At 70.2% G+C, this 16506-nt stretch carries 11 protein-coding genes; all 11 read right to left on the reverse strand.

The window, feature by feature from the left end; genetic code table 11:
- Positions 1 to 182: 182 nt before the first annotated feature.
- The 11 genes from BKI49_RS03630 to BKI49_RS03680 all read right to left on the reverse strand — a co-directional run bounded on the left by BKI49_RS03630 (position 183) and on the right by BKI49_RS03680 (position 16474).
- Complete coding sequence (locus tag BKI49_RS03630; RefSeq protein WP_179332325.1) at positions 183 to 2405, reverse strand: TIGR03767 family metallophosphoesterase; 2223 nt, start codon at positions 2403 to 2405, stop codon at positions 183 to 185.
- 165 nt (positions 2406 to 2570) lie between these two features.
- Positions 2571 to 5375 (reverse strand): TIGR03767 family metallophosphoesterase, encoded by a 2805-nt coding sequence (locus tag BKI49_RS03635; protein WP_218835025.1) that lies wholly within the window; start codon positions 5373 to 5375, stop codon positions 2571 to 2573.
- Between the two features lie 125 nt (positions 5376 to 5500).
- Positions 5501 to 7090 carry a GMC family oxidoreductase N-terminal domain-containing protein gene (locus BKI49_RS03640; RefSeq protein ID WP_095932716.1) on the reverse strand — a complete coding sequence of 530 codons (1590 nt, stop codon included), beginning with the start codon at positions 7088 to 7090 and terminating at the stop codon, positions 5501 to 5503.
- Positions 7087 to 7740, reverse strand: coding sequence for a DUF5987 family protein (locus BKI49_RS03645; protein WP_218835026.1), 654 nt, complete (start codon positions 7738 to 7740; stop codon positions 7087 to 7089). The genes BKI49_RS03640 and BKI49_RS03645 overlap by 4 nt, the downstream gene beginning before the upstream one ends.
- 5 nt (positions 7741 to 7745) lie before the next feature.
- Complete coding sequence (locus tag BKI49_RS03650; protein WP_143658378.1) at positions 7746 to 8396, reverse strand: hypothetical protein; 651 nt, start codon at positions 8394 to 8396, stop codon at positions 7746 to 7748.
- Positions 8397 to 8653: 257 nt separating this feature from the next.
- Positions 8654 to 10261 carry a sialidase/neuraminidase family protein gene (locus tag BKI49_RS03655; RefSeq protein WP_257004599.1) on the reverse strand — a complete coding sequence of 536 codons (1608 nt, stop codon included), beginning with the start codon at positions 10259 to 10261 and terminating at the stop codon, positions 8654 to 8656.
- A 182-nt stretch (positions 10262 to 10443) separates the two neighbouring features.
- A complete protein-coding gene (locus BKI49_RS03660) occupies positions 10444 to 12162 on the reverse strand; it encodes an acyl-CoA dehydrogenase family protein (protein ID WP_095932718.1) in 1719 nt (572 codons plus the stop codon).
- Between the two features lie 51 nt (positions 12163 to 12213).
- Positions 12214 to 12780 (reverse strand): PadR family transcriptional regulator, encoded by a 567-nt coding sequence (locus BKI49_RS03665; RefSeq protein WP_095932719.1) that lies wholly within the window; start codon positions 12778 to 12780, stop codon positions 12214 to 12216.
- Positions 12781 to 12878: 98 nt separating this feature from the next.
- On the reverse strand, positions 12879 to 14051 hold the full coding sequence (locus BKI49_RS03670) for an AI-2E family transporter (RefSeq protein WP_095932720.1): 1173 nt from the start codon (positions 14049 to 14051) through the stop codon (positions 12879 to 12881).
- A gap of 81 nt (positions 14052 to 14132) precedes the next feature.
- Positions 14133 to 15629 (reverse strand): glycerol kinase GlpK, encoded by a 1497-nt coding sequence (gene glpK, locus BKI49_RS03675; RefSeq protein ID WP_257004601.1) that lies wholly within the window; start codon positions 15627 to 15629, stop codon positions 14133 to 14135.
- 77 nt (positions 15630 to 15706) lie between these two features.
- Positions 15707 to 16474: an IclR family transcriptional regulator gene (locus BKI49_RS03680; RefSeq protein WP_095932722.1), complete on the reverse strand. Its 768-nt coding sequence runs from the start codon at positions 16472 to 16474 to the stop codon at positions 15707 to 15709.
- Between the last annotated feature and the right edge of the window lie 32 nt (positions 16475 to 16506).

Consider the following 16506-nt stretch of genomic DNA (forward strand, 5'->3'; position numbering starts at 1 on the left):
GGACGGGCCGGCTCGGCCCGGTCGTGCGGGCCGCCGGCCGGCCCTGTCGCGGGTGACGAACCCGTTGGACCCGCCGGCGGTACCGCACCGCTCCCGGTCAGACGCCCGCGCGGTGCCGCGTTCGCACGCCACGGCACCAGCGGGTCGGCATCGGCGGGTCGGCGGTCCCGTGGACGGCCCCCTCACAGGGCGGTCAGCATCTGCCAGGTCGTGGACGCGACGACTCCGTCGGCCGACAGGCTGTGCGCGGACTGGAAGGACCGCACCGCGCTGCCGGTGGCCGAACCGAACGAGCCGTCCACGCTCAGCGCGGTCCCGTGGGCGTTGAGCTGGCGCTGCAACGCCGTCACCGCGAACCCGCTGCTGCCCTGCTGCACCACAACGGCGAGGGCCCGCCAGGTCGCGGGTCCGACGATCCCGTCGGCGGACAGACCGCGGCTGGACTGGAAGGACCGCACCGCGCTACTGGTGGACGGGCCGAACGAGCCGTCCACGCTCAGCGTGCCCCCCTGGGCGTTGAGCAGGTACTGCGCGGTCCTGACCCGCTCACCGCTCGCCCCCTGCTGAACCACCGGCCAGCCGGCGCTCGGCAGCGGCGTGCCGCGTCCGGCGGGCAGCGAGAAGGGAACGGGAAGGAGCAGTTGTGTGTTGCGGGCGTCGGCTGTTCCACGGCGCTTGCCGATGCCGGCCGCCACCGCCTGAAGGTCGTTGGCCGCCAGCTCACGTCCCAACGAGGCGAGTGCGACGGGGGTGCTGGTGTCCCCGTTGCACGACAGCGGTGCGTCGGAGTCGACCATGGTCGTGAAGATCGACAGGATGCCGCCGCCTTCGGCGATCTCGAGGATCCGGCTCTGGATGGGCCAGTCGATGTGCGAGGCGGTGTTCACCTCCCAGAAGCCGTTGCCGATGACGGACGGCCAAGAAGTCTTGTGGGCCCAGATGTTGTTGGTGTGCGTGTGGCCGTCGACCATCAGGATCACGTTCGGGAAGCGCAGCAGAAGGTTGCGCAGTTCCGTACCGCCGTACGGGGACTCGCTGTCCGTGTTGTCCATCGAGTCGAGCGTGTGGTGGCAGCAGATGACGATGAGTTTGTCGGTCACGCCGGGCTGGTTGACGACCGTGCGGGCCCGGGTGCCGTCGGAGTCGTCGAGTTCGTAGCGTGAACTGTTGGCCTTGAGCTGGGCGTTCAGCCAGTTCCACTGGTCCTGGTCGATGGCGCCGTCGGCACCCCCGCTGATGTTGGTCGTGTCCAGCACCAGAAACTGGAATATGTCGTTCGGTCCCGAGGGAATCGCATAGTAGGCCTGGTCGCCGCCGGACGTGAAGCCGTGCCCGCGAGGGGTTCCGGTGGTGTTGAAGTGCTCGCCGATGAATTCGCTGCGCGCGAGCAGCCGCCGGGACGGGTCCCCCGTCACGTGGGCGGTCTGGAGGGTGAAAGCACCCGTCAGTATGTCCTTCAGCAGCTCCACGTAGTACGCCGCCGTGTTGTCGAAGACGTCCGGGACTCCCTCGACCTCTGTCAGCTTGGTGGAGCCGGTGGCGATGCTCTTGAGCGGGTCGAAGGGGAGGATGTCGATCGGGACGTTGCCCTGGACGAGCGCGTCGTGGTTGCCGTAGGCCGCGTACCAGGGCATGCCCAGCCCGGTCGCCGTGAACGGTCTTCGGGCGCCCTTCAGCAGCCCGCTCACGACCGGAAAGCCGTGGAGGGTGTTGTTGTCGGGTGGAGTCTGCCGTGCTTCCGGATGCCAGTAGTGGGTTTCCGTCCCGAACTGGCCGCTTGCCACGCTCTCGTCCTTGGTGAGGTCCCCGGAGTCCGGGCGCACCGTGTTGCCGTCGAGCAGGTCGATGTACCACCGCGACTCGTTGTACTGGCAGTTGTCGACCGCGTCGCCCGTGACGACGGTGAAGGCCAGCGGTTGGCTCGTCCGCGGGCTCCGGAGGACCTGCCGGACGGCTCGGCACATCGCGTCGGTCGTCTGTGTCGAAAGGAATTCGTGCGCGCGGTACGCCGATTCGGTCGGGTACGAGTTGTAGTGCGGAGGTCCGTAGTCCGCGAGCCGGTCGAGGCACTCGACGCGCAGCGGGGACTGGTCGTCGACGATGTGCAGGTCGGACATCTGGGCGAAGGCGATCAGCGATCGGGTGATCTGTGGCGAGGTGGCGAGGGTGAAGTCGTTGCGGGTGATGTGCGGTTCGCCGGGGCCGGCGGCCACACCGTGGTATCCCATGCCCAGGTCGGGGCCGATCTGCACCGTCTGGTCCAGAGTGGTGCGCCCGAATGCGGCACCGGTGCCGAGGGGCGGCGATGCTGCACTGGCGGCGGCGCGCAGACTTCCGACATCGATGGCCGCGGCCACCACAGCCACTCCGGCAGCTGTCAGGATCCTGCGACGGGAGATTGCCATGTCGATTCCTTCGGTGTGGGGGCGTGACATGCTGCGAGGAGTCGTTCGCCCGTCCTGCACCCCCGTTGACCGCGGTGGAGTCCCGAGGGGTCGATGACGGACGGATGCGGGGGGGTGGCGGAAGCCCGCGCGGGTGCCGGGACGGATCAGGTGTCGCCGGGCCTGTCACAGACCGGCGGAGGTATGCGTGGCGCGCAGTTGGAACTGGTAGGACTCCCAGGCCGACCAGATGGTGCCGCTGGGGTCGGTCTGCGTGCAGTGGTACAGCGTGCCCGTGTCGTCGACGGCGAACAGTTCGATCTTGCCGGCCCCGTTCCGCTCGGCGGAGACGTGGCGCATCCGCAGCGTGGTGGAACTGAGCTGCGTCGACATCTGGACCCAGGACTGCCACGTGCCGCCGGCCGGGACGGTCTCGAAGCGGCGGAAGAGCTGCCCGTCGGGATTGGTGCCGAAGATCGCCAGGCGTCCGTCGAGGTTGCGGGCCATGTCGATGGAGTCGAGGATGCCGTCGAGCGGCAGCACGCCGCCCCATTCGCTCTCCGTCTGCGCGTTGGCGACGTTCATCCTGCGCTGGATGAGGAGGCCGTCCTCCTTGATGGCGACCAACATCGCGCGCCCGTCGGAGCCGGTCTCGACGGCGAGTTGGATCGCGGTGCCGCCGAGCTGGGTCCAGGGGGTGAACCAGCCGTTCGAAGCGGTGTCGTCGTTCAGGAAGTCCTGCCAGCGGTGGCGGATGGTGTTGTCGCCGCGGGTCGCATAGACCTGCATGCCGCCCCACTGGTCCTGGACCGCGGTCGCCGAGGTGAAGCCGGAATCGAACTGCTGGGGCGCCGTGTAGGTGCTGCTACCCGCGCTGGTCTGCGCGCGACGGGTCACGTAGCCGTTCTGATCGATGGCGAACACCTCGACCCGGCCGTCCTGGTGGCTGCTGGCGGTGACGGACTGCCACCCCGGCCCACTCGCGAGCTTCGTCCAGGGCCGTAGGTTGCCGCCGACGGTCTGCTGGCCGGTGTTCCACAGATTGCCCTGCGCGTCCGTGCCGAACAGCTCAAGGCACCCGTCCTCGTTGCGGGCCGCGGCGATCGGGGAGCCGAGCGGGTGCGGGGCGTGCAGCGGGAAGGGGGCCGGCAGGAGCAGTTGCGTGTTGCGGTCCTGGTTGACGCCCATGCGTCTGGTGATGCCGCGGCTCACCTCCTGCGGGTCGTTGGTGGCCAGTTCCCTGGCCAGGGACGCCAGTTGTGCGGGCGTGCTGGTGTCGCCCCCGAAGGAGAGGGGTACGGCGGGGTCCACCATGGTCGTGAAGATCGAGAGGGTGGCGGGCCCGGCGGCCGAGCCGAACTCCCCTGCGTTCTGTGCGTCGGGGCTCACCATGATCTCGATGATGCGGCTCTGGATCGGCCAGTCGATGTGCGAGGCCGTGGAGATCTCCCAGAAGCCACCGGAGATCGGGCTGGAGGCCGGCGTCGGATGGGGGACGATCTTGTTGGCGTGAGTGTGTCCGTTGACCATGGCGATGACGTTCGGGTAGCGCAGCAGCAGCGCCTTGAGTTCGTCGCCGGTGTGCCGGTCCCCGAAGATGCCGCCGAAGATGCCGTCGTCGAGGTTGTCCATGGTGCCCAGCGTGTGGTGGCAGAAGAGGACGTACATCTTGTCCTGCACACCGCTCCGCGTGACGATGCGGTTGTGGGTGTCGATGTACCGTGAGCTGTTGGCCCTGAGCTGCTGTTCCAGCCAGTTGAGCTGGTCGGTGTCGATCGAGCCGCCCGCGGCGCCGGAGCCGAAGCCGTCGGTGTTGGTGTTGGTGGAGTCCAGGGTGATGTAGCGGATCAGGTCGCCGGAGCCGGACGGGATCGCGTAGTAGGCCTTGTCGATCCCGACGCCCTGGAATCCGTGACCGACCGGCAGGCCTGCGGTGTTGAAGTGGTCCTGGATGAAGGCCTTGCGCGACAGCAGCCGCCGGTTGGGGTCTGCGACGACCCGGGTCCCCTCCAGCTCCCAGGCGACCATCAGCTTGCCGAAGGTACCGAGGTCGCTGTAGTCGTCCGGCAGGTCCGCGGAGGTGCCGGAGGTCTTGGACGAGCCGACCGTCATACCCTGCACGTCGACGAGGTTGTTGTCGATGGGCTCGTTGCCCTGCCACAGGCCGTCGTGGTTGCCGTACGCCGCGTACCAGGGCATGCCGAGGCCGTGGGAGACGAACGGCCGGCGGGCCGCTCCGACCACGCCGCTCGCGTCCAGCAGTCCCGGGACGTAGGGGAATCCGAGGCCGGAGGTGCCGGTGTACTGGTTGCCCGGCACCTGCTGCGGAGGTACGGACGGGTAGTAGTAGTGGTTGTCCCCGGTGCCGCCGTTGGTCAGGGCACCGCTGGAGAAACTCTGGTCCAGGCCGATGTTGCCGGAGTCCGGCACGATGGTCTGGCCACCGTCGAGCAAGTCGATGTACCAGCGGTTCTCGTTGTGCTGGCAGTTGTCGATCGCGTCGCCGGTGACAATGGTGAACTGCAGCGGCTTGTTGCTCCGCGGGCCCTTGCCGACGCCGGCGACGGCTTGACACATCGCGTCGACGACCTGCGTCGACAGGAACTCGTGGCCCCGGTAGGCCGAGTCGGTGGGATACGAGGCGTAGTGCGGGGCGCCGGCGTCGGCGTAGCGGTCCATGAACTCCAGGCGGGCCGGCGACTGGTCGTCCACGATGTGCAGGTCGGTCATCTGCGCGAACGCGGCCAATGCCATCGTCGGGGGGCCGAAACGGGACCAGAGGTCGGTGCGGATGGCGTGCGGCTCCCCCGGCCCGGCGACCAGCCGCTGATATCCCGCGCCTTGTGCGTAACTCGCACGCTGCACCGTCTGGTCCCACGTGGTGACCATCCGCGCGTCCGATGCGGAGGCCGCCGCCGTCTTGCCGCCGCGTACCGAGGTGGCGGCTTCGGCGGCGGCACAGAAGCCGCCGGCGTCGATGGCCGCCGCCACCACACCCACTCCGGTCGTCGTCAGTAACCTTCTTCGCGAGATACCCACGCCATGTCTCCCAGGAAAGGTCGAACTCGTCTCCTCCTCCGGCGTTCCATTCCGTTCCGCCTCGTTCCACAGGCCCGTCAGCGCCCGGGCAGCGGAACGTCGCGGCGGAGCGTGACCCCGGCGTCGGCGGCACGGGTGACGATCGTGGCGACGGCGCGTTCGGCGAGGGCCGCGATGGTCAGTGAGGGGTTGACGGTGAGGGAGGTGGGGACGGCGGCGCCGTCGGTGACGAACAGTCCGCTGTGGCCGCGTAGTTCATGGCCGTCGGTGAGCGCGCTGGTGGCGGGATCGTCGCCGATCCGCGCCGAGCCGAGCGGATGGGCCGTGACGGCGCCGGCGACGTCCTCGCTCCACGGGCGGACCCGGGAGAGGCCGTCCTTCTCCAGGATTTCCCGCAGTGCAGCGTCGGCCCGCTCAAATGCCCGGCGGGTACGGGAGGTGGGGTGGTAGGTCATCGTGCCCTGCCCGAGCCCTGGCGCCAGCCGGGTGAAACTGCCGGTGAGCGGGACGACCCCGAAGGTGCCTTCGTTGTCGTCCTCGACCATGGCCAGCAGGGTGAGCCAGGAGCGCCACCGGGCCCGCATGTTCCGCTTCTCGATGCCGAACCAGGCGGGTGACCCAGCGGCCTGGGCCAGCAGGTTGGTCAGCGGGGGGAAGTAGATCTGCTGGAGGGTGAAGCGGCTGTACTCCGGGGCGGTCGGGTCCAGGTGGTCGTAGGTGGCGGCAGTGATGGGCCGGCCCACGGGCAGCCCCTGGTAGGCGGAACCATCGGGACGTGACAGCCCCAGCAGTGAGCGCACCTTGTCCTCGACGATGTCGGCGACACTGACGCGGTCGCCGTTGCCGGAGAAGTAGCGCCCCACAGCGGCCGGGATGCCCCCGAGGAGGAGAGCGGAGCGCTGGAGGATCACGGGCGTGCCCACGGCACCGGCGGCGAGTACGACGACCTTGGCGTGGATGACGCCGGCCTGCGCGGTGCAGCTGTAGTCGTCGGGGTCCAGGACTGTGTAGCCGACGGCGTAGCGATAGCCGGACAGCGACGACGGGGTGACGGTCTGCACCTCGTGCAGCGGGCGGATGTCCGCGCCGTGGGCCTCCGCCGCCGGCAGATAGTTGAGCAGCAGGGAGCGTTTGGCGTCGAAGCGGCAGCCGGAGAGCATCCAGTTGCAGTTGGTGCAGGCGTTGGTGTCGACCGCCACCGGCACGGGATTGCAGGTGCGTCCGGCCCGCCGGCAGGCTGCGGCCAGGACCCCGCCCGCGTAGGACACGTCCGGCCAGTCGGTCCGGGTGACCGGCAGCGCCTCCTCGACCCGGTCGTACCAGGGGTCGAGGGCAGCCCGGGTCAGGGCGGCCGGCCACAGCTGGCGGCCGAGGCTGCCGTGGCGCTCGAAGACGAAGGACGGTGCGCGCAGTGAGGCGGCGAAGTAGACGACGCTCCCGCCGCCGACGCAGTTGCCGGCGACCACCGCGACTCCGTCGCCGCGGATCACATCCACGATCTTGTTGTATGTGCCCAGGCGCATCGACTGGGTGAAGTCGGCGGCGGCCGCACGGGGGCCGCGCTCCAGAACAGTGACGCGGGCTCCGCCCGCCGCAAGGTAGTAGGCCGGGATCGCGCCGCCGAAGCCGCTGCCGATCACCAGGACGTCCGTGGTCTGCGCCGTCATGCCGGACTCCCCGAAGCGGTCGTGTTCGGATGGAGTGCCGCGAGCGGGCGGCCGTAGGAGAAATCGGGGAAGCGCCAGAGGCCGTCCGGGTCCGGCTCGGGGAAGCGCAGCCACGTCAGTCCGGGATGGCCCTGGCCGAGGGCCTCGCCGGTGTCCTGCTGTCCGGCGGTGTCGAACGCCAGCCCCACCAGCAGGCTCATCACCTGCCAGATCGGCCGGTCCAGGTCGTCGGGGTCGAACAGGCCGCCGACCAGGGCGGTGCGGTCGGAGAAGGACAGGCCCACGAAAGGCGGGAGGGTCGGTGGCAGCCAGATCAGCCGGAGGGCGGCATAGGCGACGGCGCGGGCGTCCAGCAGCGCCGCGATCGCCGGCAGCAGCGGCGCCACCGGCAGTTCGGGCGACTCGAGGAGGCCGACGGCACCGGCCTGTACCGCACCGGGGCCGGTGACCGCCCCGGCGACCACCACGTCACCGGGAAAGCGGCGCTGGCCCGGGATCAGGGTGTCGGCGAACGCCTCGATCGTCTGTGTCGTCCAGCTCTCGGAGGCGTCGGCCGCGGCGGCCTCAGGTGTGTCCAGACCGCCGACGGACAGTCCTGCGAGCGTGGCGACCAGTGCCTTGAGGATGGATCTCCGGTCGGACTCGGTCATGGTGATCACCCGGCCAGTGCGCAGCGCAGGTCGTAGGGCAGTGACACGGTCAGTCCGGTCTCACCCGCGGCCTGACCGTAGTCGCTCAGCGCGCGGGCGACGTCGGGGAAGACCGGTTCGAGGGCGGTGACCGCGTCTCCGACGCCCACGGGGTGTCCGTCGATGCGGAAGTTGGCCAGGCGGGCTCCGGCCCGTCTCGCGGCCTTGTCCCACCAGTACTGACCGTCCCACGCCACCCACGGCGTCGCGCCGTGAGTGGACTGCACGCTCCAGTGGTCCTTCTGGTAGTAGTGGCAGGTCACCATGGCGATGGCGAACCGGGAGGGCTCGGCCACCAGGAACCGCAGGGCCCCTCCGTCGTCGATGGTGATGTCCCGCTTGCTGTACTCCACGCACAGCGGGTCGGCGAACGTCAGCCACCACGGCGGCTGCTCCCCCTCCCCGAACTCGTGCCAGGTGCAGTCGGCGGCGAACCCCGGTTCCGTGAACGGACCGACGGACGTGTCGGCGACCTCTGCGGAGCGGGTCGGCTGCCGAGCCGGGCTCTCGCGGACGACCGGCTTCGACGGTGCTGCGACGGCGGCGCTGCTCGCGAGCAGCGCCGCGGACGCTCCCAGAGCCAGCACGCAGCCGGCTGCCGAGACACGAAGGCGCAAGGGAAACACGGGACCTCCCGTAAACGCAGCAGGGTGAATGTCACGCAGGGCCGGCCGCCACGGCGCGCTGGGCGGGGCGATCGGCATACCGAGGATGGGGCACACCGACCGGCCAGTACAAGAGGTGGGTCAGTGACTGAGCCACTGATCCTGTGAAATGAACTGCCGTCAACTAGGCAGTGCGTCAAGGTTGTTGGTCTCTCGACCGCCCATCGCATCCTGACGTGGGCGCCCCCGCCGCCGCGCCGGCCCCGTTCTCAGCGCCCGGTCGTCGGCGCGTTCATGTCGAGGAAGCGCTGCGGCACCTTCACCGGGTGCGGGTGTCCCGGCCGGCTCTTCGAGGCCCTCGGCTCGCGGGGGCCGTCGGGCCCCGGGCGGCCCGGGCCGGTCACCGGGACGCGGAAGACACCGGTGTACACGTCCGTACGGCTCCGGCGAGCGCCGGAGCCGGCCTCGGTGAGCACCGGCCGCACCCCCTGGCCGTCGCTGACCAGGCCCTGGTAGTCGCCGAGGAAGTAGCCTCCGGCGTACGGCGCCTGCAGCCAGTCGAAGACCCTGGAGATCCGCCGTTCGGTCAGGCGTCGCGGATCGCCGTGCGTCAGGGTGGCCAGCTGGTAGGCGGTGGGCAGCGTGGTGGTGTCGCCCGGACGCAGGAAGCGCAGGTCGTAGTACGTGAGCGCGACCGTGCCCCGCTTGTCGACGGCGATGGACGGGGAGAAGGCGGGGACGTCCTTCGGGCTGATGAGCGTCGGGGTCCTGCTCCAGGTGCGTCCACCGTCGCCGGAGCGCACCAGCTGGACGGAGTTGTGTGCGCCTCCGGAGAAGTCCGAGCCCTGGTAGGCCATGTAGAGCGTGCCGCTCTTCGGGTCGATGGCCGGGCTGGGCAGGGTGGCCGCGGCGCGGAGCAGCTTGGCGGGGTCGTTCGGGTCGACCTCGGGTACGGAGGTGTCCCGGGCCACGGTGGTCGCGGCGCTCCACGTCTCGCCGGCGTCGGTCGACGTCACCACGTCGAAGTGGGCGTCGACGACGGTGCTCTGGTCGTCGGAGTAGGTGATCCGGTCGAAGAAGTCGTAGAGGGTGCCGTTGCGCGGGTCGACGACGATGACGTGTCCGATGGTCTGCGAGTTCGGCACGTCGTCGGTGGCGACGAACAGCCGGGCCTCGCTCCAGGTGCGTCCCCCGTCGCGGGTGAGCGAGATGTAGCCGGGGCCGTCGAGGGAGGACGGCCCGGGAGGGTCGTTGTCCAGACGGTCCCAGACCTGGTAGGCGGTGCCCTTGCGGGTCGGGTCGGCGGTGAGCGAGGGCTTGTCGTTGAAGAACGGCTGCTCATCGACGTGCGTGGTGGTGAGGTTCCGCCAGGTACGGCCGCCGTCCCGGGAGGTGGCGGCCAGCAGGGCGCTGCGGGTGCTCCTGGTGAAGTCGACGCCCTCCCCGCTCGCGTAGACGGTGCCGTCCGGTCCGGTGCTCACCCAGGGGTCGGAGGCCCGCTCGAAGTCCGCGCCGCCCGGCGCGCAGGCGCTGAAGGGAAGCGTGCTCTCCTGGAAGGTCTGGCCGTCCTCGGTCCAGCTGGCCACCAGACCCCGCGCGGCACCGTCCGACCAGCGGTCCTGCTGGAACACGGTGACGACGCGCTTCGGGTGACGAGGGTCGACGGAGAGGTAGGGCTCGACCTCCGTACCCGGGTACACGACGCTGTCCGGGGACCGTGCGCCGATGGTGCACTCGGCGTACGGGTCTCCGAAGGACACCTTGCGCAGCGGCCGGCCGTCGGGATTCCGGTCGGCCGCTGCGGGAGGGGCCCCGGCGCCCGCCGTGAGCAGGAACGCGGCGGCGGTGGCGGCGGTCAGGGGCAGGCGGACGCGCATCAAGGATCTCCTCTGCGCCGCGGCGCCCGGGGCACGGCACCCGCGGCATCGGGGCTGCGTGGGGCGCGGAGCCGTCCGGCCGGGGCCGGGCACGACTCCGCTCGATCCTTTTCGGCCTCATGGCCGGTCCCCTTGATGGGCCGGACGGCGGAGTCGCCGAGGTGGTCCCGTTCAGGCCTGGATCAGGGCTTCATCTCATAGGTCCCGGCCAGCGCCTCGACGCGTTCCCAGACACGTGCCGAGCGTGCTTCGTCGACCACGGGACGCCGGACCGCGCCCAGCGCCCAGCGCTGCTGCTCCTCGGTGGCGGAGTCCTTGCCGTGCAGTTCGACGGCGTGTCCGGAGAAGTCGCGGACGAGCACGGAGAACAGCTCGTCGAGCACGGACTCGTCCAGGTCCGTCAGGCGGGCCTGTTCCAGGATCAGCTGTCCGTGCACCACCAGGGCGAACAGCTGGCCGACGGAGAGGAGGAAGTCGAGGTCGCGGCTCTGCTTCTCGTCGGGGGCGACGGTGGCCACGAACGCGCACAGGGCGTCGGCCTGCTCGCGGAAGCGGGCGACGTTCGGCAGCTCGGCGTACGCGTCGTAGGCGGCGCGCCAGTCGTGGAAGCGTACGGAACCCAGACCGCGGGCGGGTCCCTGCCGGAACAGGAAGGTGTCGTCGGCCGCGTCGAGGCGGGTCGGCACGGCGGGGTGCTCCACCGGCTCCAGCAGGTGGTTGCGCATGAACTTGAGGATCAGCGCGAGGTTGACGTGGACCGTGCCCTCCAGCTTGGGCAGTCCGCGGATCTCGACGGCGGCCTGGGAGAAGTAGTTGTCCTTCTCGAAGCCCTTGGCGGCGATGACGTCCCACATGAGGTCGATGACCTTCTCGCCCTCGGTGGTCACCTTCATCTTCGTCATCGGGTTGAAGAGGAGGTAGCGGCGGTCCTCGGGACCGGCCGAACGGAAGTAGTCGACGGCGCGGTCGCTGAACAGCTTCATGCCGACCAGGCGGACGTACGCGTCGGCCAGTTCCCGGCGCACGTGCGGGAAGGCGGTGACCGGGCGGCCGTACAGGATGCGGCCGTGCGCATGGGTGACGGCCTCGTACATCGCGTGCTCGCAGATGCCGATGGAGGCGGTGCAGAGGTTGAACTTGCCGACGTTGACGGTGTTGAGGGCCGCGTCGAAGGCGGCGCGGCCGGTGTGCAGGACGTCCTCGGGGGCGACCGGGTAGTCCTCCAGGCGGAACTCGCTGACGTACTTGGAGGAGTCGACCACGTTCTTCACGAGGTGGTACGAGGGGTGGCGGCTGTCGGCCGCGAAGAAGACGTACCCGTCGGGGCCCTCGACGTCGGTGCGGCGGCCGAAGACCGAGACGAGTCCGGCGGCGTTGCCGTTGCCGATGTAGTACTTGGAGCCGTTGGCCCGGAAGCCGCCGTCGCCGTCGGGCTCCAGCAGCATGTCGGTGGAGTAGATGTCGGCGCCGTGGGTCTTCTCGGACAGGCCGAAGGCGAAGACCTCTCCCTGGGAGAGGAGTTGCGCCGCGCGGCTGCGGGCGGCGGCGTTGTCGCTCTGCCAGACCGGGCCGAGACCGAGGATGGTGACCTGCCACGCGTACCAGTAGTCGAGCCCGTAGAACCCGAATATCTCGTTGAGGGCGGCGATCCGGGCGGTGTCCCAGCGCTGGTCCTCCTGTCCGGCGGCGGACGCCGGGGTGAGGAAGGTGGCGAACAGGCGCTCCTCGGCGGCGAACTCGAGGAAGTCCCCGAGCCAGGCGCGGGAGCGGTAGTCCTCGATCAGCCGCCGCTTGCCGCGCTCCTCGAACCAGTCGACGGTGGCGCGGAGGAGCCTGCGCGTCTCGGGGTCGAAGTGCGCCGGGTCGTAGGTGTGCGGGTGGAACAGCAGGGGGTCGGCCATGGCGTTCACCTTCTGGGCGGTGGGTGGGTTCGGGAGGGGGTGCGGTGTTCCTCAGGCGGACGGCGGGGGCGCGCCGAGACGGTGGAGCGTGGCGAGGACGTCGTCGAGCCAGGCGATGGTCATGCGCTCGTACGCGATGCCGCCGCGCAGCACGACGTGCTGAAGTTCCTGGCCGGCGTCGAGCGGTGCGGGGGCGTCGGGTCCGGTGAAGTCGCGCAGCTCTCCGGCGAGGTAGTGCGCGAGCCGGTCGCTGTGCACCTGGTGGTGGCGTTCGACCTCGCGGACGAGGGCGGCCGGGTCGTCGAAGGCCGCGCCGCGAATCTTCACGGCGAGGTCGTGACGCATGCTCTCCGGTTCGATCGGCTCGTGAAGCCACAGGGAGAGGGCCGCGCGGCCGGGGGCGGCGACGGAGTACTCCTTCTTGTCCGGCCGGCCGTGCTGCGGCACGTCGCGCACGGCGAGCAGGCCCTCGCTCTCCATGCGCTTGAGCACGCGGTAGATCTGTTGGTGCGTGGCGGTCCAGAAGTAGCCGATGGACCGCTCGAACCGGCGCGCCAGCTCATAGCCGGAGCCCGGCTTCTCCAGCAGGGAGACGAGGATCGCGTGGTCGAGCGCCATGCCGCGATCTTGCTATGCAACTCGTTGCATAGACAAGCGCCGCCGCCCGGGTGAGACACGGCTCACCCGGGCGGCGGGGATGTGCGGGCCTTCGCCCGCTACGGCGGTCTGGGGCGCAGCACGTTGAGCACCGCCCAGACGACCGAGACGAAGGGGACGGCCACGACGGCGCCGATCACGCCCGCGACGATGCTGCCCGCGATGACGGAGACGGCGACGACGAGCGGATGGAGCCGGACCGCCCAGCTCATCACGAGCGGGTGCAGGACGTGGCCTTCGAGTTGGCCGATGACGACGATGAGGACGACGACGGCCGCCGCCGTCAGCGGCCCGCGACCGGCCAGGGCGACCACGGTGGCCACACCGAGTGCCACCGGCGATCCCACCAGCGGCACGAACGCGGCGAAGAACTCCAGCAGGGTCAGCGGCAGCGCGAGCGGCACCCGCAGCACGTACAGGGCGATGCCGACGAGTACGGCGTTGGTGGCGGCCACGATGATGATGCCGCGCGTGTAGCCCGCGAACGTCCGCCATGCCGCGCGTCCCGCCCGGTCCCACGCCGGGCGGGCCCCCTTGGGCAGCAGCTGGTCGCGTGCCCAGGCCCACAGGCGTTCCCCGGAGTGGATGAAGAAGACGGAGGCGAAGAGCGCGAGCGCGGCCCCCGCGACGATCTCCACGAACCGGCCGAAGCCGCTGAGGGCGCTGCTGAGCAGGCTGCCGCGATGTGCGGTGAAGTAGGCGACGATCTGTTCCTGAAGTCGGGACAGCGCGCCCGGGCCGAGCCTGAACGGAGGTTGCTGGAGCCAGAGTTCGATCCGGTGAACGCCGCCGCGGAACTCGCCGGCCAGCTTGCCCGACTCACCCGCCACGGCAGTGCCGACGAGGGCCAACAGGCCGAGTACCGCGAACGCGCTGCCTACGACGGAGACGGTGACCGCCAGCGCCCTCGGCAGCCACCGGCCGAGCAGATCGGCGAGCGGACGCAGGACCGTGGTGATGACCAGGGCCAGGAAGAGCGCGACGGCGATGAGCTGGAAGCGGCCCAGGATGGTGAAGACGCCGTAGACGACGACGCCGACCAGGATGAGGCGCCAGGCGTAGGCGGCGGAGACACGGAGCCAGGGCACCACCCGCTCGTGGGCCGGGACGGGGTATCGGCCGCGGGAGCGTCGTGGGGGCCGCGCGGCCGGCGCCGGCCGGCTGCCGGACGTGACGCCGGGCGTCCGTGGACCTCGGCCGCGGCCCGCCGCCGATGCGCCCCCGTCCGCCACTGCGCCTCCCGCTGCCGACTGCCCGTCACGTCGAGAACATTAGGCGCATTCCGGGCAACCGGCCTGGTGTGGCGTTCCGCGTCAGGAGGTCGCGGGCGGCCTGATCCAGCCCAGCGAACGTTCGACGGCGCGCTGCCAGTTGTCGTACTCCGACTCGCGGTGCTCGGGGTCCATGTCCGGCATCCACTGTCCGGCCCGGTGCCAGTGGCGGCGCAGGACTTCCAGGTCCGACCAGTAGCCGGCGGCGAGTCCGGCGGCGTAGGCCGCGCCGAGGGAGACCGTCTCGGCGACCATGGGCCGCACCACCGGCACGTCCAGCACGTCGGCGACGAACTGCATGAGCAGGTTGTCCGCCGTCATGCCGCCGTCCACCTTGAGCTGCTTCAAGGGGACCGGGAAGTCGGCGTTCATGGCGTCGACGACCTCCCGCGTCTGCCATCCGGTGGCTTCCAGGACGGCGCGGGCCAGGTGCCCCTTGGTGATGTACGAGGTGAGGCCGACGATGACCCCGCGTGCGTCGCTGCGCCAGCGGGGCGCGAAGAGACCGGAGAACGCGGGAACGATGTAGCAGCCGCCGTTGTCCTCCACCGTCCGCGCCAGCGTCTCGATCTCCGGAGCGTTGTTGATCAGGCCCAGCCGGTCGCGGAACCACTGGACCAGGGAGCCGGTGACGGCGATCGATCCTTCCAGGGCGTAGACGGGGGGCTGCTCCCCGATCTTGTAGGCCACGGTCGCGAGGAGTCCGTGCCGCGACCGCACGACCTCGTTGCCGGTGTTGAGGAGGAGGAAGCTGCCCGTCCCGTACGTGCACTTCGCCTCGCCCGGGGAGAAGCAGGTCTGGCCGAACAGGGCGGCCTGCTGGTCGCCGAGGGCGGCCGTGATGCGGACGCCCGGCAGCAGGCCGCCGGCCTCGCCGTAGTCCTCGGCGGAGGAGCGGATCTCGGGAAGCATCACGCGGGGCACTCCGAAGAACGACAGCAGTTCGTCGTCCCAGGCCAGCGTGTGGATGTTCATCAGCATGGTGCGGCTGGCGTTGGTGGCGTCGGTGATGTGCAGGCCGCCGTCCGCTCCACCCGTCATGTTCCAGATCAGCCAGGTCTCGATCGTGCCGAACAGCACCTCGCCGTCGATGGCGCGCTGCTCCAGTCCGCTGACGTGGTCGAACAGCCAGCGGATGCGCAGCGCGGAGAAGTAGGTCGACGGCGGCAGGGCGCACCGGTCGAGAAAGAAGGTCTCGCCGGGCCGGAGATTGAGCTCGTCCACGAGCGGTGCCGTACGGGTGTCCTGCCAGACGATCGCCCTGCCGAGGGGCTCACCGGTGCGGCGGTCCCAGAGCACCGTCGTCTCCCGCTGGTTCGCGAGCCCGATCGCGGCGATGTTCTCGGCTCCGACCCCCACGTCGGACAGGGCCTCGGGCACGATCCGCTGAAGATTCCGCCAGATCTCGACGGCATCGTGCTCGACCCACCCCGGCTTGGGAAAGTGCTGCTCGTGCTCCCGCTGGACGACCGACACCAGCCGCCCGTGGTTGTCGAACAGAATGCATCGGGTGGAGTTGGTCCCCTGATCGATGGACATTACGTACCGTTCAGCCATGATCGGGTCTGCCTTCCGATGTCATGATCGGGTCTGCCTTCCGGTGTGCCGAGGCGGGTTCACCAGCGGGTCGCGCCCAGGTCTCTGGAGATCGCCCGTGCGGCCTCGCGGAGCAGGGTGATCAGGCTCGGCCGGGGGCGGCCCTGGCTGTCGCAGATCCTCTCGACGGGTCCGGAGAGCCCGATGGCACCCACCACGAGACCGCCGTGGCCCCGGATCGGCGCGGCCACGCCGGCTTCGCCCATGCTCATCTCCTGGACCTCCGCGGCCCAGCCGAGCTCACGGACCTCGCCGAGCGCGCGGGTGAGCTGCTCCGCGGTGACCAGGGTGTGCCGGGTGTACGCCTCGAGTTCGGACTCCAGCACCGGTTCCAGGGCGGCGGTCCCGTAGGCCAGCAGCACCTTGCCGAGCGAGGAGGCGTGCAGGGGCAGCAGCGAACCCACGTCGAGGGTCTGAAGGGTGTCGTCCGGGCGGAACACATGGTGGATGACAAGAACCCTGCCCTCCAGAGGCGTGCCGAGGCGGACCGCTTCACCACTGCGGGCGGCCAGGGCGTCGGCCCAGTTGATCGAACGGGACCGCAGATCGTTGACATCGAGATAACTGGTGCCGAGGTGCAGCAGAGCGGCCCCGAGCTGGTACTTTCCGGTCGCCTCGTCCTGCTCGACGAAATCCACGTGCTGAAGGGTGCGCAGGATGCCGTGGGCGGTGCCCTTCGCCAACCCGAGTGAGGAAGCAACCTCCCCCAGACCGAGTCGGCGGGGCCCGCCGGCGAGCAGACGCAGGATCGCCGCCGCCCGTTCGATCGACTGGACTGGGCCGGCCATGAATCGAGCGTAGTCCCGCTGTGGGCGGTCCG

Origin of the sequence: Streptomyces sp. Tue6028 (assembly GCF_002300165.1) — a bacterium.
In the GTDB taxonomy this organism is placed as follows: Bacteria; Actinomycetota; Actinomycetes; order Streptomycetales; family Streptomycetaceae; genus Streptomyces; species Streptomyces siamensis.